The organism is Streptomyces sp. AM6-12, from assembly GCF_044327085.1.
Lineage (GTDB): Bacteria > Actinomycetota > Actinomycetes > Streptomycetales > Streptomycetaceae > Streptomyces.
Window position 1 is genome coordinate 612307 of the sequence record NZ_JBIQWN010000001.1, and the last position, 17364, is coordinate 629670.

Genomic DNA, 17364 nt, shown 5'->3' on the forward strand with positions numbered 1-17364 from the left:
TCGACCGCCCGTCAGCCGCCGAGCACCCCCGGCAGGGCCAGCGCCGCCAGCATGGTCGTGCCCAGCAGCAGCCAGGCGACGTAGTCGCCGACGTGCCCGGACTGGAGGCGTCGCAGCGGGATCACCCACGCGGGGACGGCCGGGCGGTGCCGGCGGGTGACGGCGGCGGTGGCGAGGGCCACGGCGAGGGCGGCGGAGACCAGGCCGAGCAGCACGCCGTGCGGGGTCCAGGCGGCCGAGGCGTGGGCGCCGCCCGAGCCCGCCTCGTTGACCGAGCGGGCCACGAGGTCGCCGAAGCCGGGGACGGTGCCCACGGCGAGCGCCGCCGCGAGGAGCAGGGCCGAGACCGTCGTCATCGTGTCGGGGATCCGGCCGAGCAGCCCGGACGACTCGGGCTCCTCCGCCGAACCGCTGGTCTCGTACGCGTCGGTGTCCTCGGGCGGCGGTCCGAGGCCGAGGAACACCCGCGCGGCGACCCGCAGCACCGCGCCCGCCGTGACCGCGGACGCGAGCACGTACACCACCGTCAGCGGCCCGCCGACGGCCTCCTCGCTGACCGCCTTGCCAAGCCCGGTGCCGAAGGGCGGCAGCCCCGCGAGGGCGAGCCCGCCGAGGGCGAACAGGACGCCGGTCGCGCGCAGTTCGCGCGCCCGGCCGTGCAACTCGTGCTCGTCCACGCTGCCGAACCGGTCGAGCAGCGCGCCGGCGCAGGCGAACAGGGCGGCCTTCGCCCCGGCGTGCCCGAGGATGTACAGCGCGGCGCCGTCGTCGCCCTCGGGGGTGAGGACGCCGACGGCCACCAGGAACAGGCCGGTGTGCGCGATCGTGGAGAAGGCGAGCAGCCGTTTGATGTGCCGCTGGTACCAGCACATGACGGCGCCGGTCACGGCGGTGAGGACGCCGAGGGTGACCAGGGCGCGGGTCAGGTCGGCGGCCGGGATGCCGCCGGGGCCGGCGAAGACGGTGCCGTAGACCCGCCAGACGCCGTACACGCCGAGTTCGACCATCACTCCGGACAGCAGCATGCACACCGGGGTGGGCGCGACCGCGTGGGCGTCGGGGAGCCAGAAGTGGAAGGGCACGGTGGCCGCCTTCACCAGCAGCCCGGTCAGCACCAGCACGAAGGCGGCGAGGACCAGCGCGTCGGGGCCGCCGTGTCCGCCGGTGCTCTCCAGGCCCCGGCCGATCTTCGCCATCGACAACTCGCCGGTCCTGGCGTACAGCAGGCCGATGCCGGTCAGCATGGCGTACGCGCCGAGCGAGTTGACGACGCCGAAGGTCAGCGCGCCCTGCACGGCCTTGGCCTCGTCGATGCGGAAGCCGGTCAGCGCGTACGCCACCACGCTCATCAGCTCGAAGAACACGAAGGCGTTGAACAGGTCGCCGGCGAGGGCGAATCCGCACATGGCGCCCTGGAAGACCAGCATCAGCGCGGGGAACGAGCCGGCGTGGCCGCGCGGCGGCTCGTCGAAGTAGCGCCAGGAGTAGGCGAGCGCGGCGAGGGTGAGCAGCGAGACGAGCAACGCCATGCCGAGCGAGGGGCCGTCCCCGATCACCTCGATGCCGACGCTCTCCCCGCCGACGGGCAGCCAGCCGCCGACCCATTCGACCATCGGGGGCGAGGAGTCCAGCAGCAGGACGAGGGCGAGCGCGGCCGTCGCGGCGCAGGCGGCGAGGCCGGTCAGCTCGGCGGCGGGGCGCGGCAGCCGGCGTCCGGCGGCGGCCAGCAGGGCGGCCCCGAGCAGCGGCACCGCGACGAGGAGCGGGAGCAGGTGGTGCATCAGCCGCGCAGCTCCCGCAGTTCGTCGGGGTCGAGGGTGCCGTGCCGTTTGACGATCTGGAGCACCAGGGCGAGCAGCAGCGCGGTGACGGTGGCGCCGACCACGATGTCGGTGAGGGCGAGGGCCTGCACCACCGGGTCGACCAGCGGCCGGGAGCCGGGCTTGATGTCCGAGAAGACGGGCGCGGTGCCGCCGGACCGGTAGCCGACGGCCAGCAGCAGGATGTAAGTGGACACCTGGCACACCGAGAGGCAGCCGACGGCATGGATCAGATTGCGGCTGGTGGCGAGGCCGTAGCAGCCCGTCAGGAAGACATAGGCGGCGATCAGGTACGGCAGGACCTGCATGAGGGCGCTCATCCCGCGTTCTCCTCCTCGATCTCGACGGCCTGGTCGAGGAAGTTGGCGAGCAGGACGACGACCGCGCTCGCCACCTCCATGCCGACGGCCGCGTTCAGCAGCGGGACGGTGCCGCCGGAGGACAGCGTGTTGAACGTGCCGTACGGCAGCAGTGTGTTGGCGAGGAACGCGGTCCCGGCCAGCATCCCGGCGAGGCCCAGCACCAGGTAGGCGCAGACGCATAGGGCGTCGGTGGCCTCGAAGACGGCGAGCGGGCGGACGCGTTCGAGCGCGCGGTAGTCGGCGCCCAGGTACAGCAGGTGCAGGGCGGTCGCGGCGACCACGCCACCCTGGAAGCCGCCGCCGGGGCTGAGCTGGCCGTGGGCGATGACGTAGAGGCCGCAGACCAGGGCGACGGGGACGACGAGGAGGGCGTAGCGCCGAACCGGCCGGGCCACTTCGGCGGGCTCGGGCCGCTCGCGGTGCTCGTCGCGGGCCTGGCGCAGCAGCACCACGCAGCCGAGGACGGCGGCGAACAGGATGCTCATCTCGCCGAGGGTGTCGTAGGCGCGCTGGTCGAAGTTGACGGAGGCGATGGTGTTGGCGGTGTGCCGGGCGAGGGAGGCGCGCACGGCGCGGGTGCCGTAGGGGTGCGAGCGGCCGCCGAATCCGGGCAGGTCGAGGCAGGCGGCGGCGAGCAGGGCGGCGAGGCCCGCGCCGCCCGCGGCCAGCAGCCACAGCCGCAGCCGCGGGGTCACCGCGCGCCGTCCCGGTCCCGGCCGCGGCGCCGGATCTTGCGCACCGACAGCATGATCAGCAACGGGGTGAGGGCGGCTCCGACGGCAAGCTGGGACAGGCCGACGTCGGGCGCCTGGAGCACGGTGAACAGCACGGCGAGGAGCACCCCGAGCACGGACAGCACCAGCGCCTGCCGGGAGGGGTCGCGCTGGGCGACGGCGGCGGTCGCGGCGGCGGCGACGAGGAACAGGGCCACGAGGATCAGGGCATCGGTCATACGGCACCTCCGGTGCGCGGCAGCGGCGTCGCCGCGCGCCCGCTGCCGCCGTCGCGCGCCGGGTCAGCCACCCCGCACCCCCCGGAAGGCACCCGACAGGGCGCGGGAGGCGATCAGGTTGCCGCCGATCAGCAGCGCCCCGATCACCAGCAGCTTCACCATGGCCCGGCCGGGCCCGGTGGCCGCGCACACCGCGATCACCACCACGGCGCCCACGGCGGCCACCGCGTAGGTGAGCCCCCAGGCGCTGGGCCGCTGCCCCTCCAGTTCCTCGTGCAGCAGCCGGGCGAACACCAGGGTGCCGACGGGGCCGAGGAGAGCGAGCAGCAGGGCGAGGTCGACGTAGGCGGGCCGGGCGTACCCCTGGGCGAGCAGCAGCAGGGCCGGGCAGAGGGCGGCGGTGGTGAGGTTCTGGGCGACGACACGGCGGGCGGTCGGGCCGGTGGTCACGCCCCACAGGGCGGCCGCCCCTCCCCCGCCGAGTTCGACGGTCGCCGCGAGGATCCAGCCGTTCACCGCCAGCTCACCGCCCGCCGGCCGGCCCGTGCCAGCAGCGCGCCGACCGCGGCGACGCTCGCCCCCACGATCCGCTCCAGGGTGTCGACGGTGGTGATCAGCACCAGCCAGAGCAGGGCCAACGCGCTCCACCACAGCAGGAGTTCACCGACTGCGCGGAGGACCGCGCGGGGCGTCGTACGCCGCATCCACCGCCTCCTCGTTCCGTCCCGTCCAGGGCTGATTCCCGGTTCGCGGCGGTGTGTCCGCCTCGCCGTCCGGTGCATCCAAGCACCGCCGGAACCCTTGCGGGGCGGCGGCACGCGGGTCCGCGAGCGGAGTGCCCCGGAGGCGTGAACGGAAACCGGCGAGGCGTGCCGTTACCTCAACAGCAGGTCCGGACCAGACTCTTGACGCCCACTTATCTCACTCCTTAAATCAAGAGGCATCGCTGAATCCGAGCGCCTTCCGAACTCCTTCCGCATGCCTCCCGCATGCCTGCCGAAGGTCGTCCGAAGGCCCCCCCACCGATCGGAGAGCCATGGCCTCCCCCCGTCTGCTCCGCAGATGCCTGTTCGCCGCCCTGTCCGCCGCGCTGGTCGGCGCGGCCGCCGTCGGCCCCGCGCACGCGCACCCCGCCGACCGGATCGCACCCGCCGCGGCCGTGACCACCTTCTCGGACACCTTCGACGGGCCCGCGGGCTCGCCGGTCGACTCCTCGAAGTGGACCCAGGAGACGGGCGACAACGTCAACAACCACGAGCGGGAGTACTACACCTCGGGCACGAACAACGCGGCCCTGGACGGCCAGGGCCACCTGGTGATCACGGCGAGGAAGGAGAACCCGGCCGGATACCAGTGCTGGTACGGCACGTGCCAGTACACCTCGGCGCGGCTGAACACGGCCGGGAAGTTCAACGCCCAGTACGGGCATGTCGAGGCGCGGATGAAGATCCCGCGGGGGCAGGGCATGTGGCCCGCGTTCTGGATGCTCGGCACGCCGGTGAACTGGCCCGACTCGGGCGAGATCGACGTGATGGAGAACGTCGGCTTCGAGCCGTCCACCGTGCACGGCACCATCCACGGGCCCGGCTACTCCGGCTCTGGCGGCATCGGCGCCGCCTACACCCTGCCGAACGGCCAGGCCTTCGCGGACGGCTTCCACACCTTCGCCGTGGACTGGGCGCCGAACTCGATCACCTGGTCGGTGGACGGCACCGTCTACGAGCGGCGCACGCCCGCCGACCTGAACGGCAAGACCTGGGTCTACAACGACCGGCCGTTCTTCCTGATCCTGAACCTCGCGGTCGGCGGCTACTGGCCCGGCGACCCGGACAGCAGCACCCAGTTCCCGGCGCAGCTGGTGGTGGACTCGGTCTCCGTCACGACCAGCGACAGCGCGGCGGGGCTGCCGATCCGGGGGCTGGCCGGCAAGTGCGTGGACGTGGCCGGCGCGAACTCCGCGAACGGCACCCCGGTCCAGCTCTACGACTGCAACGGCACCGCCGCCCAGTCCTGGACGGTCGGCTCGGACGGCACGATACGGGCGCTCGGCAAGTGCCTCGACGTGACGGGCCAGGGCACGGCGGACGGTTCGACCGTCCAGCTGTGGGACTGCACCGGCGGCGCCAACCAGAAGTGGACCGTCACGGGTGCGCACGACATCGTCAACCCGCAGGCGGACAAGTGTCTGGACGTCACCGGGAACAACTCGGCCAACGGGACCCGGTTGCAGATCTGGACCTGCACGGGCGGCGCCAACCAGAAGTGGACGGTCGGCTGAGCCGTCGGCTCAGTGCAGCGTCCAGGTGTACTTGTCGCCGCCGACCCAGCGGACCACGTCCGGATCGTCGAGGTCGTGGATGGTGATCCCGTAGGCGGCGGCGACCTCCAGCACATCGGTGACGTTCCGGGCCGCGCCGATCACCTCGCCGTCGATCTCCATGATCCGGAAGGGCGGCTCACCCGGCTTCCCCGGGCACACGCCCAGCACCATGATGCGCGGCTGGGAGATGTAGGGGGCTGCTTGTTCGGTCATGCAATTCAGGTTAGGACGGAACGTCCGCGCGTGGTCGTTCGTGCGGTTCCCCGTGCCCGTTACCGGCGCCGGTGTGAGCCTTGGTCGTATGGAACCCGTCGCCGCCCTGGAGCGGATCGCCTTCCTGCTGGAGCGGGCGCTGGCGCCCAGTTACCGGGTGCGGGCGTTCCGCACGGCCGCCCGCGCGGTGGACGCGCTGCCGCCCGGCGAGGTGGCCGCGCGGGCGGCGGACGGAACCCTGGAGGCACTGAAGGGGGTCGGGCCGAAGACGGCGCAGGTGGTACGCGAGGCGCTGGACGGCCAGGTGCCGGGGTATCTGCGCAAGCTGGAGGCGGAGCGCGAGGACACCGCCCGTGCGGGGCCCGGAGCCGCGCTCCGGGCGCTGCTGCGGGGGGACTGCCACACCCACTCGGACTGGTCCGACGGGGGCAGCCCGATCGAGGAGATGGGTCGGGCGGCGGCCGAGCTCGGCCACGAGTGGACCGTCCTGACCGACCATTCGCCCCGGCTGACCGTGGCCCGCGGTCTCTCCCCCGAGCGGCTGCGCGAGCAACTGGACGCGGTCGCGGAGCTGAACGCGCGCTGGGCGCCGTTCCGGCTGCTCACCGGCATCGAGTGCGACATCCTCGACGACGGCTCCCTGGACCAGGAACCGGAGCTGCTGGAACGGCTCGACCTGGTCGTCGTGTCCGTGCACTCCAAGCTGCGGATGGACGCCCGCGCCATGACCCGCCGCATGGTGGCCGCCGTGCGCGACCCGCACGCCGACGTCCTCGGGCACTGCACCGGGCGCCTGGTCACCGGCCGGGGCCGCCCGGAGTCGCAGTTCGACGCGGACGAGGTGTTCGCCGCCTGCGCCGACTCCGGCACCGCGGTGGAGATCAACAGCCGCCCGGAACGGCTGGACCCGCCCCGCCGGCTGCTGCGCCGGGCCGTGGCTGCGGGCACCCTCTTCGCCATCGACACCGACGCGCACGCGCCCGGTCAGCTGGACTGGCAGATCCTGGGCTGTGCCCGCGCCGAGGAGTGCGGGGTGCCGGCCGAGCGGGTGGTCACCACCTGGACCGCGGACGAGCTGCTGGACTGGACGCGCGAGGGGCGGGTACCGGCGCGCGTGGCGGGCGCCTGACGTGGTACCCGGAGCAGGAGCGCACGAGTGAGAGAGAGGCCCGGATGGAGCAGCGCGCCGCCGTCTTCGACGTCGACGGAACCCTCGTCGACACCAATCATCTGCACGTAGTCACCTGGTGGGAGGCGTTCCGGCAGGCCGGTCACACCGTGCCCATGCACGCCGTGCACCGGGCCGTCGGGCTGGGCTCCTCGGACCTGATCGCCCACCTGCTGGGCGAGGAACGCGACCGGGAGCAGGACGCGCAGCTCAACGCGGCGCACAAGGCGCTGTACGGGCAGTACTTCGACCGGCTCCCCGCCCTGCCGGGCGCCGGTGAGCTGCTGCGACGGCTGCACCGGGACGGCTGGACGGTGGTCCTCGCCACCTCCGCGAGCGGTCCGGAACTGGGCGCGCTGCGCCGGGCGATCGACGCGGACGACGCGATCAAGGCCACCGCCAGCAGCGACGACGTGCAGGAGGGCAAGCCCGCCCCGGAGCCGGTGGAGCACGCGCTGGAGCTGGCCGGGGTGCCGGCCGAGCGGGCGGTGTTCGTCGGGGACACGGTGTGGGACATGCGGGCCGGCGCGAAGGCCGGGGTGCGCTGCCTGGGCGTGCTGTGCGGCGGGATCCCGCGGGCCGATCTGACGGAGGCCGGCGCGGAGGCCGTCTACGCGGACCCCGCCGATCTGCTCGCCCGCCTCGGCGAGACCCCGCTGGGCTGAGCGTCCCAGGTGTGGCGCAGGTCACGGGCGGGGGGCGGAACAGGAGATGCCGGTCGACCGTTGAACCAGCCGTGGGTACGGACGGGACAGTGTCCCTGGGCCTCACCTTTTGCCCACAGGGACGATCGTTCGGCTGAAGCCCTGTGGAGCCTTTCGCCGAGAGGCGACCGCCGTCCGCACCCACTTCCAAGCCGCCCCGGCCGTGAATCCCCCCGCCGGGGCTTCCTCATGCGCGCCGGGCTCCCCCGCATCCGACCGACGGGCGGCCCTATCCACCGATCCCCGCCGCGGCCAGCATCCGGCAGATCCCGGTGACGGCCGCCGTCGCCGCGGCCGCGCCGAGGAACTGCCGCAGGTCCGCGGTGAGCCGCCGGGCGTGGGTGAAGAACAGTCCGTGACCGGCGTTCTCGTACACCCTCAGGACGGCGCCCGGCACCAGCCGGGCCAGCCGCTCACCCGTATGGGCGAGGGGCGCGGAGGTGTCGTGGGTGCCGTGCACGACGAGCACGGGCACGTCCACGGCGGGCAGCTCGGCGGTGAGGTCGAGGCCGGTCACGACGGACCGCACGCCGGTGGCGGCGCGGGGCGTGGCCACCAGGCAACGGTCGACGAGATGGCGGACATAGGCGTCCGAGACCTCGTTGCCCGCGCTGGAGACGGCGAAGAACGCGTCCGCGAAATGGGTGAACCAGGCCGGCCGGTCACGCCGGAAGAACTCCTCGTCGGCGCGGGCGAGGGCCGGGTCCACACCGCCGGGCAGCCCCTGCGAGCGCATGATGCCCGGCGCGACCCCGCAGACCAGCGCGATCCGGGCCACCCGCTCGGAGCCGTGCCGGGTCAGGCAGCGCACCACCTCGGCGGTGCCGACGGAGTGCCCGATCAGGGTGGCCGCGCGCAGGTCGAGGTGGTCGAGCAGCCCTTGGAGGTCGTCGGCGAGGGTGTCGAGGTCGTACCCCGACCAGACGTCGTCCGAGCGTCCGTGGCCACGCCGGTCCAGGCCCACGCAGCGGTATCCGGCCTCGGCGAGCGGCAGCATCTGGTGCTCCCACATCTCGTGGCCCAGGTAGGCGCTCGCGACGAAGACGGCGACCGCGCCGGAGGCGGGACCGTGGTCGACGTAGTGCAGCCGGGTGCCGTCGACGGGGCTCTCGTAGTACGGCATGGGGTCCTCCTCGAAGATGGCGCGCGAACGGCGGCGGACGCGTGGGGCCGTGCTCCGCCGATGATCCCGATCGTGCCCGCGACGGGCCGCGGGGTCGATTACCCGGCACGTCAAGCACGTGTGTCCGGGTGCCCGGTCGCGTGTGCCGCCCGGTCGGCCGGGTACCCGGCCGGTCGGTCGCGGGCCGTCGGCCCGAGGGCGGAAGGAGACCAAGGTGAGCAGCTCAGCGGGGAGCACGGTGGTGGTCACGGGCGCCACCGGCAATGTCGGTACGAGCGTGGTGCGCCTGCTCTCCCAGGATCCCGCGGTCGCCTCGGTACGGGGTCTCGCGCGCCGGATGCCCGAGTGGTCGCCGCCGGGGACCGAGTGGTCCGCCGTGGATTTGGCGTCGCAGGGGGCGGACCTCGCGGAACGGTTCGCGGGCGCGGACGCGGTGGTCCACCTGGCGTGGGCGTTCCAGCCGACGCACGATCCGGCGACCACCTGGCGGACCAATGTGCTCGGCAGCATCCGGGTGTTCGAGGCGGTCGCCGCGGCGCGGGTGCCGGTGCTGGTGCACGCCTCGTCCGTGGGGGCGTACTCGCCGGGCCCCAAGGACCGCGCGGTGGACGAGTCCTGGCCGACGCACGGCTGGCCGGACGCCGCGTACTGCCGGGAGAAGGCGTACCTGGAGCGCACCCTGGACGTGTTCGAGCGCGACCACCCCGAGGTGCGGGTGGTGCGGATGCGGCCGGCGTTCCTGTTCAAGCGTGAGTCGGCGAGCGAACAGCGCCGGATCTTCGGCGGCCGTTTCCTGCCCGGCCCGCTGGCCCGGCCCGAACTGCTGCCGTTCCTGCCGGACATCCCCGGTCTGCGCGTCCAGGCCCTGCACACCGACGACGCCGCCGAGGCCTACCGGCTCGCGGTGCGCTCGGCGACGGCGCGCGGCGCCTACAACCTGGCCGCCGATCCGCCGCTCGACGCCGCCGTCCTCGGCGAACTGCTGGGCGCGCGTCCGGTCCGGCTGCCCCGGACGGCCGCCCGCTCGGCCATCGCCGCGGCCTGGAGCCTGCATCTGCTGCCGGCCTCCCCGCATCTGTTCGACGCGGTGCTGCGGCTGCCGCTGATGGACTGCACGCGCGCGCACGAGGAGCTGGGCTGGCGGCCCCGGTGGGCGGCGACGGAGGTCCTGGAGGAGTTTTTGGAAGGACTCCAGCGGGGCAGCGGTCTCGACACCGCGCCCATGCAGGGGCACAAGGTGGGCTGACCGGCAAGGCCACGGGGTGGGCTGACCGACGACGACATCCGACCGCACGGCACAAAAAGGGGAGGAAGGCGGAGACATCATGGCCGTACAGCGCGAACAGGAACCCGCGGGCGCGCCGGAGCCGGAGCCGGATCCGGTCCCGCGTGACATGCCCGACCAGTTGGCCCGGTCCGACGACCCCTGGGACCTGCCCGCGGACCGCCCGGCGAGCGAGAAGCCGGGCGAGTCCCCGGACGACGAGGAGGGAAGCGAGGAGGGCGACGGGGAGGGGCTGCCCGACACGGACGAGGCCGGCAGCGGCCCCCGCGGCGCGCCCCGCACGGGCACCGTCCACCCCGAACACCCGGGCCCGGACGAGTCGCCCGCCTGAACGCCCGCGTCCCCCGCACGGTCGACCTTCCTTGCGCCCGTCCGGCGAGGCGGGCCACGATGGGCGATCATGCCCACCACGTCTTTGCGCATCCCCACCCCCGACGGCGTCGCCGACGCGTTCGCCGCCTTTCCCGACGACGACCGGCCCCACCCCGCGGTGCTGATGTACCCCGACGCCTTCGGCCTGCGGCCCGTGCTGGAGGAGATGGCCCGCGAACTGGCCGGGCACGGGTACTACGTGCTCGTGCCCAACGTCTTCTACCGGCAGGGCCCGGCACCGGTGGTCGACCTGCCCGCGCACATCGGCGAGGAGATCCGGCCCAAGGTCATCGCCCAGCTCATGCCGTTGGCCCAGGCGCACACCACCGACCGCGTCCTGCGCGACGCCGACGCCTACCTGGCGTTCCTGAACGGCCGGCCCGAGGTCGCCGCCGGGCCGCTCGCCGCGATCGGCTACTGCATGGGCGCCGTCCTGGCCATGCGCACCGCGACGGCCCATCCCGGCCGGGTGGCCGCGGTCGCCGGTTTCCACCCCGGCTTCCTGGTCACCGAGGAACCCGACAGCCCGCACCGCCTCATCCCGGAACACCTCGCCGCCGAGGTGCATCTCGGCCTCGCCGAGAAGGACATGACGCCCGAGGCCATCGCCACGATCGACGAGGCGTTCGAGGCCGCCGGGGTCGGCCACAGCACCGAGGTCTACCCCGGCACCATCCACGGCTTCACCATGGCGGACACGGACGCCTTCGACCCCGCCGCCTTCCGGCGCCACTGGGACCGGCTGATTCCCCTCCTCGGGCGCACCCTGCCCCGGGACTGACGCCCGTAGGCTGGGTCCTGACGACCCGTCAGGCGCCCGGCGTCCGCTCCCGCAGGGCCGTCCGCCAGGCGGGGAGCGGGCTCTCGGGGGCCGGGGCGGGGCGGTGGCCGCCGCTGGTGAAGAAGTCGGCCAGCGGAAGGATCGCGGCGCCGACGGTCACGGCGTCCGGTCCGAGCAGGCCGAGTTCGATGGTGACCTTGTCGGCGGGGTGGCGCAGGGCGTACGTCGACGCGTGCCGGCGCACGGCGGGCAGGAACCGGGTGCCGAGCTGGAGCCCGGCCCAGCCGCCGACGATGATCCGCTCGGGCTGGAAGAGGTTGATCAGGTCGGACAGGCCCGCCCCCAGGTACTCGGCGGTCTCCTCCAGGACGGCCAGCGCCACCGGGTCCGCCGTGCCGCCCGCCACCGGATAGGCGGCCGCGAGCATGGCGGTGAGCGCGGTCTCCTCGTCGGCCCCGGCCGGCGGCCGCCCGCCCGCCTCACGCCAGCGGGCGAGCAGCGACTCGGCTCCCGCGTACGCCTCCAGGCAGCCCGGAGCGCCGCAGCGGCAGCGGCGTCCGCGCACCCGTACCGTCAGATGACCCCACTCGACGGCCCGCCCGCGCTCCACCTCGGGGGTCACCAGACAGGCACCGACACCGGATCCGAACAGCACGACGACGGCGTTGCGGGCGCCCCGGCCCGCGCCGAACCACATCTCGGCCTGGCCCAGCGTCTTGGCCCCGTTGTCGATGAAGTACCGCACCGTCTCCGGCAGTTCGGACGCGGACCGGAGCAGCCGCTCCAGCGGGACCGCGTCCCAGCCGATGGTCTGCCCGTGCACGACGGCACCCCGGTCGGCGGTGTGCTCGACGATGCCGGGGACGCCGACGCCGATGCCGAGCAGCCGTTCGGGTACGGCGCCTCGCGCGTCCAGCACCTCGGCGACGCCCTCACGGATGTGGCCGGCGATGACGTCGGCGTCGTAGCGCTGGGGGGTCAGCGGGCGTTCGGTACGGGCCAGTTCGGTCAGGGCCAGGTCGAACAGCTCGACGCGGACGCGGGTTTCGCCGACGTCGACGCCGATCATCTGTCCGCTGTCCGGGGCGACGCGCAGCAGGGTGCGGGGGCGGCCACCGTCGGAGTCGACGCTGCCGGCCTCCTCGACCAGTCCGTCGGCGACCAGGTCGGCGACGACATTGCTGACCGAGCCGGAGCTGAGACCGGTGGCCGGGCCCAGCTCGAAGCGGCTCAACGGGCCGTCGAAGTACAGCCGCTGCAACACGGCGGTACGGTTGCCCCGCCGAAGGTCACGTACCGTGCGCCCGTTCCGCCCCGCCATGCGGCTCCCTTCACGAACCATGCCCGACCTGCAACATACTCCTTCGGGCGACCGGAACGCGACTTTCCACCAACCCTTAGTTCATGCTGTGAGTTAAGCAGGAGGCTGGTGTGCCCGTCACGCCGGGGCGCAATCGGAGGCCCGGTCCGCCGCGCACACGTGCTCGACGGCTGCCGTGCCCGCGCCCGCCGGGGCGCCGAAGCGGGCCAGGGTGTGCCAGATCATCTTCAGGTGCTGGAGATCGTGGCGGCCGGTGCGCGCGGCGTCGCCGAGGTGGCGGGGGGTCAGGACGCCGCCGGAGGCGAGGCGGGCGCCGAGGGCGGTGTACCGGGGGCCCCGGTAGTCGGCGTGGCGGCGGAGGTGGTCGACGGTGAGGACGTAACCGGGGTGCCATTCCAGGGGGAAGGGCAGGCCGCGGGCCGCCGCCTCCACGGGGGTGCCGCGGTAGCTCGCGTCCAGGACCAGGGCCTCCACGTCCCGGTCGAGCAGCACTCCCCCGTGGACGTGGCTCTCGATGTAGTCGTCCAGCGCGTCCCGCTCGTCCGCCTCGGCGAGGGCGATCAGGTTCATCGCGCCGGCCACCCCGAAGTCGGTGGGTTCGGCGGCGCTGTCCGGGTAGCAGAAGGTGGCACGGGCGGTGGCCGCCGCGGTGAGCCGCAGGTGCGAGGAGCCGAACCGCGGGGCGGCGCCCACCACTTGGCGGCGGAAGTCGAGCGCGCCGTACACCGGCCGCTCCGCGGGCCCGGCGTCGTCGTAGGCACCGCCGAAGATCCGGCTCTCCCAGCGCCACCGGTCGCCGCCCCGGTGCGCGGTGAGCCCGCCGTTGCTGGTGCCGGTGACGAACTGGGAGTGGTAGGCGCCGTCGCGGGCGAGCGAGTCGAGCAGCGGCAGCCCGCCCGAGAGCCGGTCGGGGTGGAAGTTGAGGGTGATGCGCGGGCCGGGGGCGAGCGGGGGGCCGCAGGCGTGGGCGGCCACATGCCGCAGGGCGCGCAGGGCACGCGTCGGGAACCCGTCCGGGAAATCCATTGGCCCGCCCTTCCTGGAGGTACCTAGGCTGGTCAGGGGCCTCATCTTCCCCGGTCCGGTACACGCACGACGAAGGATTTTCCATGAAACCGCTTACCGAGCAGGACATCCGCGGCTCTTTCGTGAACTGCTCGAAGGGTGAGGCCAAGCGGCTCGCCGTGCCCCGGGACCTGGCGGAACGGCCGTGGGAGGACCTGGACTTCCTCGGCTGGCGCGATCCGGGCGCGCCCGACCGCAGCTATCTGGTCACCGAGCGGGCGGACCGGCTCGTCGGCGTCGCCCTGCGCTTCCCCTCCTCCCAGCGCGGCTTCCTGCACCGCAGCATGTGCTCCCTGTGCCTGACCACCCATCGCGGCGGCGGGGTCTCCCTGATGACCGCGCGCAAGGCGGGCACGGCGGGCCGCGAGGGCAACTCGGTCGGCCTGTACATGTGCACGGACCTGGCCTGCTCGCTGTACCTGCGCGGCAAGAAGCTCCCCGACAGCGGCATGCGGTTCGAGGAGAGCCTGACCCTCCAGGAGCAGATCGCCCGGACGACCTCGAACCTGTCCGCGTTCCTCGACAAGCTGTACGGCTGAGTCCCCGGTCCCCGCCGGATGGCCCAACCTCTCACCCCGCTCGAACAGCCACGTTCGACGCGGCCGGGGAAGGGGAACAGGCCAAGGGATGCACGAGGTACGCAAGGGGTTCGAGGGACTGCTGCGGCTGGTGAAGCGCCGCCGGGAACCGGTGGTCGTCCAGACGCTGCGGTCGGCCGCGGCGGCGACGGTCGCCTATGTCATCGCGCTCCGGCTCAGTCCCGAGCCGGCCCCGCTGACCGCTCCCCTGACCGCGCTGCTGGTGGTCCAGGTGACGTTCTTCGCCACCCTCACCAACGGCATCCGCCGGGTGAACGCGGTGGTGGCCGGCGTCCTGGTGGCCATCGCCTTCAGCGTGCTGGTGGGCCTGACCTGGTGGAGCCTCGCGCTGCTGATCGTGGCCTCGCTGGCCGTCGGCCATCTGGTGCGGGTGGACGAGTACGTCGCCGAGGTGGCGATCAGCGCGATGCTGGTGCTCGGGGTGACCACCGTCGGGTTCACCGCGTGGGCGCGGATCGTGGAGACGCTGATCGGGGCGGTCGTCGGCACCGCCTGCAATCTGCTGCTGCCGCCGCCCGTCTGGGTGGACAAGGCGGGGCAGTCGATCGAGGACCTGGCGCGCCGGGTGCGGCAGTTGATGCTGCGGATGGGCGAGGAGGCCGCGGACCGCATCCCCTGGGAGCGGGCGGCCGAGCGGCTGCACGAGGCGCGCCGGCTGGATCAGTACATCGCCGAGGTGGACGCCTCGCTGCGGCAGGCCGAGGACAGTCTGCGGCTCAACCCGCGGGTCAAGGAGGGGCTGCTGCACCGGGTGGTGCTGCGCACCGGCCTGGACACGCTGGAGATCTGCACGGTGGTGCTGCGGGTGCTGGCCCGTTCCTTCACCGATCTGGCGAAGGCCCGCGAGTCCGACTACCTGTTCCCGCCCGGAGTCGGGGCGACCGTGGAGGAGCTGCTGTCGCAGATCGGCGACGCGGTGGTCAGCTTCGCGGTGCTGGTGACCGCCCATCTGAGCGCGGACGCCGAGTCGGCGGAGTCCCGGCTGACGGCCGAGCTGCACACCGCGGCCGGCACCCGCGACCGGCTGGCCGAGCAGTTGCGGGAGGAGATCCGCGCGGACTGGGCGAACTGGCAGCTGCTGGGCGCCGTACTGACCGAGACCACCCGGATCATCGACGAGCTGGACACCGAGCACCGCACCCACCGGCTGCTGGAGGAGCTGGACCGGGTCTCGCGCGAGCAGCGCGCCAAGCTGCCCCGCATGACACGGCTGCGCGAGCGGCTCGGGGTGCAGGAGGAGCTGTGGCGTCGTACGGGGTTCGGTGACCGCACGCGGTGAGCGGCGCCGGTCCGGTGCCGGGCTTGCCCCGCGGGCCCGGCTCGGGCGAGGGTGGCCGTGGACGACGGGACGACCCGAGGTGGGCGCATGAACACGCGGACAGGGGCGGGCGGCCGCTGGAACCGGCGCAGGTTCCTCGGGATGGGCGCGGGCGCGGCCGCCGCGGTGGCCGGGCCGGCACCGGCCGCCCCGCCCCCGCACCCCGCGCCGGGCCACCGGCCCGCCGACCGCCCCGACGGGCCCCGCCCGCTGTACCTGGGCACCTACACCTCCGTGCCCGGCGGCGGCACCGGCATCGGACTGGCCTCGTACGACCCGGAGTCGGGCCGGATCACCGGCTCCGGGACACTCACCGGGGTCCCCGACCCGTCGTACCTCGCCGTCCACCCGGACGGCCGGACGCTGTACGCCGTCGACGAGCGCGAGGACGGCGGGGTGACGGCCGTACGGCTCGCCGACCGGAGCGTCCTCGGCACGCGGAGCACCGGGGGCGCGGGGCCCTGCCATCTGTCGGTGCACCCGTCCGGGCGGTGGCTGCTCAGCGCCAACTACGGCTCGGGAAGTGTGGCCGTGCACCCGATCGACGCCTCGGGCGCCCTGGGCGAGCGCACCGACCTGGTCACGCACACCTCACCGGCGCCGGGGCCCGGCCAGGACGGGCCGCACGCGCACCAGTTCCGCACCGGCCCGGACGGCCGCCATCTGCTCGCGGTGGACCTCGGCACCGACACCGTCTACACCTACCGGCTCGACCCCGCGAAGGGCACGCTCACCGAGGCGGGCCGGGCTCACACCCGGCCGGGTGCGGGACCGCGCCATCTGACCTTCCATCCGGGCGGGCGGCACGCCTATCTGGCCAACGAGGTGGACGACACGGTCGCCGTCTGCGGGTACGAACCCGCCACCGGCCGGCTGACGATCGGCGAGCCGCAGTCCACGGGCGCCACCGGGGACGTCACCAACTACCCGGCGCAGCTGCTGGTCACGGCGGACGGCCGGTACGCCTTCCTCGCCAACCGCGGCCACAACAGCCTGGCCCGGTACGCGATCGAGGCCGAGGGCGCCCGGCTGCGGCTGCTCGGCACGGTGCCGGTGGGCGGGGACTTCCCGCGGCAGATCGCCTTCTCGCCGGACGGGCGGCTGCTGTTCGCGGCGAACCAGCGCTCCGGCACGGTCACCGTCTTCCATGTCGACGCCGACCGCGGTGAACTGCGCCCGGCGGGCGGGCCGTTCGCCTCACCCGTCGTCGTCTGCGCGCTGCCGCTGTAGCGTCCGGGGGCACCCGGCGGCGCTCGCCTGCGCCAGCAGCGCGTGCACCCGCTCGGTGAGCTGACCGAGGTCGTCGGCGGGCGTGTGGAACGGCAGACGCACGTCGCCGTGGGCGCGGGTGCGCTCGATGCGCAGGGTCAGTCCGTGCCGGTCGACGGCGAGGGGCAGCACCCGGACCGCGGCGTGCAGGCTCTCCGGGCGCACCAGGCGGGTGAGCCGCTCCACGGCGTCCGGGTGGGCCTCGGCGAGATGGGTGAGCAGCCCGGCCTCGGCGGTGGCCAGCGGGTCGGGGCGGGCGGCGCCGAACTCGTCCGGGTCGACGACTACGGCGCCACAGGAGCGCCGCAGCACCACCCGGTCGGGGTGGAGGCGCAGGGCGCCGTCGGCGGGGGTGAGCCGGCCGGCCAGCCAGAGGCGGGCGCGGATACGGTCGCGCACGGCCACGGGGGCCACGTCGGCGAACTCCAGCACCGCGCGGGTGTCCTGGCGCGGGGCGCAGAGGGCGGCCCCATGGAGCACGCTGTCCTCGGGCACCGTCAGCAGGACCGCGCCCCCGTCGGTCACGGTGTGCGCGCCGACGTACTCCTCGCGGGCGCCGCCCGCGGTCACCGCGCACGACCACGCGGCGGCGAGCACCGAGCGCGCCCGTTCCGCCGCGCCGGGGGCGGCCGTCCATGTCTGCGTGTCACCCATGTCCCGAGACCTCCTTAGGTAAGCCTTGCCTAACTTAT

General features: G+C 74.0%; 20 protein-coding genes. 9 read left to right on the plus strand and 11 right to left on the minus strand.

The window, feature by feature from the left end; genetic code table 11:
- Positions 1-11: 11 nt before the first annotated feature.
- The 6 genes from ACE4Q9_RS02630 to ACE4Q9_RS02655 form a co-directional block, all read right to left on the minus strand.
- Entirely contained in the window at positions 12-1781 is a 1770-nt protein-coding gene (locus ACE4Q9_RS02630; protein ID WP_397982560.1) for a complex I subunit 5 family protein, read from the minus strand.
- Positions 1781-2128: a sodium:proton antiporter gene (locus tag ACE4Q9_RS02635; protein ID WP_397987101.1), complete on the minus strand. Its 348-nt coding sequence runs from the start codon at positions 2126-2128 to the stop codon at positions 1781-1783. The genes ACE4Q9_RS02630 and ACE4Q9_RS02635 overlap by 1 nt, the downstream gene beginning before the upstream one ends.
- An 8-nt stretch (positions 2129-2136) precedes the next feature.
- On the minus strand, positions 2137-2877 hold the full coding sequence (locus ACE4Q9_RS02640; RefSeq protein WP_397982561.1) for an MnhB domain-containing protein: 741 nt from the start codon (positions 2875-2877) through the stop codon (positions 2137-2139).
- The gene (locus tag ACE4Q9_RS02645; protein ID WP_397982562.1) at positions 2874-3134 is read right to left on the minus strand and encodes a hydrogenase subunit MbhD domain-containing protein; all 261 of its coding nucleotides are present in this window, start codon (positions 3132-3134) and stop codon (positions 2874-2876) included. The genes ACE4Q9_RS02640 and ACE4Q9_RS02645 overlap by 4 nt, the downstream gene beginning before the upstream one ends.
- Before the next feature lie 63 nt (positions 3135-3197).
- The gene (locus ACE4Q9_RS02650; protein ID WP_397982563.1) at positions 3198-3650 is read right to left on the minus strand and encodes a monovalent cation/H+ antiporter complex subunit F; all 453 of its coding nucleotides are present in this window, start codon (positions 3648-3650) and stop codon (positions 3198-3200) included.
- A complete protein-coding gene (locus ACE4Q9_RS02655; protein ID WP_397982564.1) occupies positions 3647-3838 on the minus strand; it encodes a hypothetical protein in 192 nt (63 codons plus the stop codon). Before ACE4Q9_RS02655 ends, ACE4Q9_RS02650 begins: the two co-directional genes overlap by 4 nt.
- Before the next feature lie 332 nt (positions 3839-4170).
- Here ACE4Q9_RS02655 and ACE4Q9_RS02660 point away from each other — a divergent pair, with 332 nt between their 5' ends.
- Entirely contained in the window at positions 4171-5412 is a 1242-nt protein-coding gene (locus tag ACE4Q9_RS02660) for an RICIN domain-containing protein (protein WP_397982565.1), read from the plus strand.
- A 9-nt stretch (positions 5413-5421) separates the two neighbouring features.
- On the opposite strand, the gene ACE4Q9_RS02665 is transcribed toward ACE4Q9_RS02660, so the two are convergent.
- A complete protein-coding gene (locus ACE4Q9_RS02665) occupies positions 5422-5667 on the minus strand; it encodes a hypothetical protein (RefSeq protein ID WP_397982566.1) in 246 nt (81 codons plus the stop codon).
- A gap of 88 nt (positions 5668-5755) precedes the next feature.
- On the opposite strand from ACE4Q9_RS02665, the gene ACE4Q9_RS02670 reads away from it, so the two are divergent.
- Both ACE4Q9_RS02670 and ACE4Q9_RS02675 read left to right on the plus strand, forming a co-directional pair.
- Positions 5756-6796, plus strand: coding sequence for a PHP domain-containing protein (locus ACE4Q9_RS02670; protein ID WP_397982567.1), 1041 nt, complete (start codon positions 5756-5758; stop codon positions 6794-6796).
- Between the two features lie 44 nt (positions 6797-6840).
- Positions 6841-7500: an HAD family hydrolase gene (locus ACE4Q9_RS02675; RefSeq protein ID WP_397982568.1), complete on the plus strand. Its 660-nt coding sequence runs from the start codon at positions 6841-6843 to the stop codon at positions 7498-7500.
- A 268-nt stretch (positions 7501-7768) separates the two neighbouring features.
- On the opposite strand, the gene ACE4Q9_RS02680 is transcribed toward ACE4Q9_RS02675, so the two are convergent.
- Positions 7769-8662 (minus strand): alpha/beta fold hydrolase, encoded by an 894-nt coding sequence (locus ACE4Q9_RS02680; RefSeq protein ID WP_397982569.1) that lies wholly within the window; start codon positions 8660-8662, stop codon positions 7769-7771.
- Positions 8663-8876: 214 nt separating this feature from the next.
- Between ACE4Q9_RS02680 and ACE4Q9_RS02685 the strand changes: the two genes are divergently transcribed.
- The 3 genes from ACE4Q9_RS02685 to ACE4Q9_RS02695 all read left to right on the plus strand — a co-directional run bounded on the left by ACE4Q9_RS02685 (position 8877) and on the right by ACE4Q9_RS02695 (position 11100).
- Positions 8877-9908 (plus strand): SDR family oxidoreductase, encoded by a 1032-nt coding sequence (locus ACE4Q9_RS02685; protein ID WP_397982570.1) that lies wholly within the window; start codon positions 8877-8879, stop codon positions 9906-9908.
- A 79-nt stretch (positions 9909-9987) separates the two neighbouring features.
- A complete protein-coding gene (locus tag ACE4Q9_RS02690; protein ID WP_397982571.1) occupies positions 9988-10278 on the plus strand; it encodes a hypothetical protein in 291 nt (96 codons plus the stop codon).
- 69 nt (positions 10279-10347) lie between these two features.
- Complete coding sequence (locus ACE4Q9_RS02695; protein WP_397982572.1) at positions 10348-11100, plus strand: dienelactone hydrolase family protein; 753 nt, start codon at positions 10348-10350, stop codon at positions 11098-11100.
- A gap of 28 nt (positions 11101-11128) precedes the next feature.
- Here the strand turns inward: ACE4Q9_RS02695 and ACE4Q9_RS02700 are convergent, their stop codons facing one another.
- Both ACE4Q9_RS02700 and ACE4Q9_RS02705 read right to left on the minus strand, forming a co-directional pair.
- Positions 11129-12421 carry an ROK family protein gene (locus ACE4Q9_RS02700; RefSeq protein ID WP_397982573.1) on the minus strand — a complete coding sequence of 431 codons (1293 nt, stop codon included), beginning with the start codon at positions 12419-12421 and terminating at the stop codon, positions 11129-11131.
- 117 nt (positions 12422-12538) lie between these two features.
- Positions 12539-13447, minus strand: a complete 909-nt coding sequence (locus ACE4Q9_RS02705) for a DUF3626 domain-containing protein (RefSeq protein WP_397982574.1) — start codon at positions 13445-13447, stop codon at positions 12539-12541.
- An 83-nt stretch (positions 13448-13530) separates the two neighbouring features.
- On the opposite strand from ACE4Q9_RS02705, the gene ACE4Q9_RS02710 reads away from it, so the two are divergent.
- The 3 genes from ACE4Q9_RS02710 (at position 13531) to ACE4Q9_RS02720 (ending at position 16633) form a co-directional block, all read left to right on the plus strand.
- Positions 13531-14025, plus strand: a complete 495-nt coding sequence (locus ACE4Q9_RS02710) for an FBP domain-containing protein (RefSeq protein ID WP_397982575.1) — start codon at positions 13531-13533, stop codon at positions 14023-14025.
- Between the two features lie 88 nt (positions 14026-14113).
- Positions 14114-15364 carry an aromatic acid exporter family protein gene (locus ACE4Q9_RS02715; RefSeq protein ID WP_397982576.1) on the plus strand — a complete coding sequence of 417 codons (1251 nt, stop codon included), beginning with the start codon at positions 14114-14116 and terminating at the stop codon, positions 15362-15364.
- An 87-nt stretch (positions 15365-15451) separates the two neighbouring features.
- On the plus strand, positions 15452-16633 hold the full coding sequence (locus ACE4Q9_RS02720) for a lactonase family protein (RefSeq protein WP_397982577.1): 1182 nt from the start codon (positions 15452-15454) through the stop codon (positions 16631-16633).
- On the opposite strand, the gene ACE4Q9_RS02725 is transcribed toward ACE4Q9_RS02720, so the two are convergent.
- Complete coding sequence (locus tag ACE4Q9_RS02725; RefSeq protein ID WP_397982578.1) at positions 16601-17326, minus strand: DUF2470 domain-containing protein; 726 nt, start codon at positions 17324-17326, stop codon at positions 16601-16603. The two genes, ACE4Q9_RS02720 and ACE4Q9_RS02725, sit on opposite strands and share 33 nt — an antisense overlap.
- Positions 17327-17364 lie beyond the last annotated feature (38 nt).